Genomic DNA, 1,370 nt, shown 5'->3' with positions numbered 1-1,370 from the left:
CCCGCTGCGACCATCTCCACTAGCCTTTTCTTGGACGGGCTGCCCGACCGCCACTAAATCTAAACCACGATTCCTAATTACTAAAGCAGAAGCATGATCTCGCCCTGTAATGTAACCACACTCAGGACATTGGTGTACTCTTTCTTTTAAGTCTTTCTTCCCTGTTCTCGCCCCACATTCAGGACACTCTTGACTCGTGTAACGGTTATCTACTTTGCAGAAATAAGTATCTGTTCGGAAAGACACCCATTCCAAAATATTTATGAACTGTCCAAAACCAAAATCAGCACTAGACTTTGACAAGAATGACCTTTGCCACATTCGGAAATTTATATCCTCGACAAATATCATCCCGGCATCCTTTACCAAGTGATGGGAGAGTTTGAAATGGTAATCTTTACGATGGGAAGCAGTCTTAAAGTGTAACCGAGCAATACGTTTTTGTAACTTTTTCCATCCACAAGACCCTTTCTGTTTCTTTTTCAGCATTCTTTGTAGTCTTTTCAACTCCCGTGAATACTTATTTAAGAATCTAGGTCTAGGGATGGATTCATTGTCTGATGTCACCACAGCGCAGATAAAGCCGATGTCCAACCCTTTGGGATGACCATGAGGTATTGTTTGAGGAATATCCACATCTGATTGTAATGACAGTATCACAAAATACCCTGTAGCTTTTCTAACTATCCGAGCTTGTTTTACCACGAAACCATCGGGAATGGGGCGAGATTGTCTAAATTTAACCCAACCTAATTGCGGCAGCTTAATTCGATTTCCTTTAATACAATTTTTGAGCATTTGAGGAAAAACAAATGACCTCATCCGACTATGGTTTTTGAAACGAGGATACCCTAATCCTTTACGTTCACGGTCTATAAAAGCTCTCTCCAGAGTTCTTAAGACTTGTTGCTGTACTTGTGCATTTACAGAAGCTAGTCTAGGGTTTTCCTTTCTAGCTTTAGTTAGTGCCTTAGCTTGAACATGATAATTGGGGTAGGGGGCATCAGCAGGTATTATATACTCCTGTTGTATGGAACAGGCATTTATTCTTGATTTTCGGGAATTTGACCAATCCATCCTCTCCCTTAAGGCAAAATTCCAAACCGAACGACACACCTCAAAGATATGCTCTGTTTGCTCGAGCTGGATTTTTGTTAAACTAAGTTTGTATTCGTAGGAAAGGTTTAGCATGGCTTTAATCAATTACCTTACTAACAACTTTAAATTATCTACAGGTTTTCGTCAAGTGTGTAGATGTCACTTTCGTTCCTTTTTCTTTGCTGGTCATCATCCATCTCCCGTTAATTTCGGTGGTTTTTTCTTTTGCCCGTGAAATTTAACGGGAGTCCTGTGACGACATTTCAAGATAG

General features: G+C 40.5%; 1 protein-coding gene. It reads right to left on the bottom strand.

The window, feature by feature from the left end; all coding sequences use genetic code 11:
- Nucleotides 1–1,191: RNA-guided endonuclease InsQ/TnpB family protein (locus IQ215_RS14250; RefSeq protein ID WP_193802058.1), on the bottom strand; the 1,191-nt coding region annotated here is incomplete at its 3' end.
- Between the last annotated feature and the right edge of the window lie 179 nt (nt 1,192–1,370).

This window comes from Cyanobacterium stanieri LEGE 03274, assembly GCF_015207825.1.
GTDB classification, from domain to species: Bacteria; Cyanobacteriota; Cyanobacteriia; order Cyanobacteriales; family Cyanobacteriaceae; genus Cyanobacterium; species Cyanobacterium stanieri_B.
This window is presented reverse-complemented; position numbering and strand designations above follow the sequence as displayed.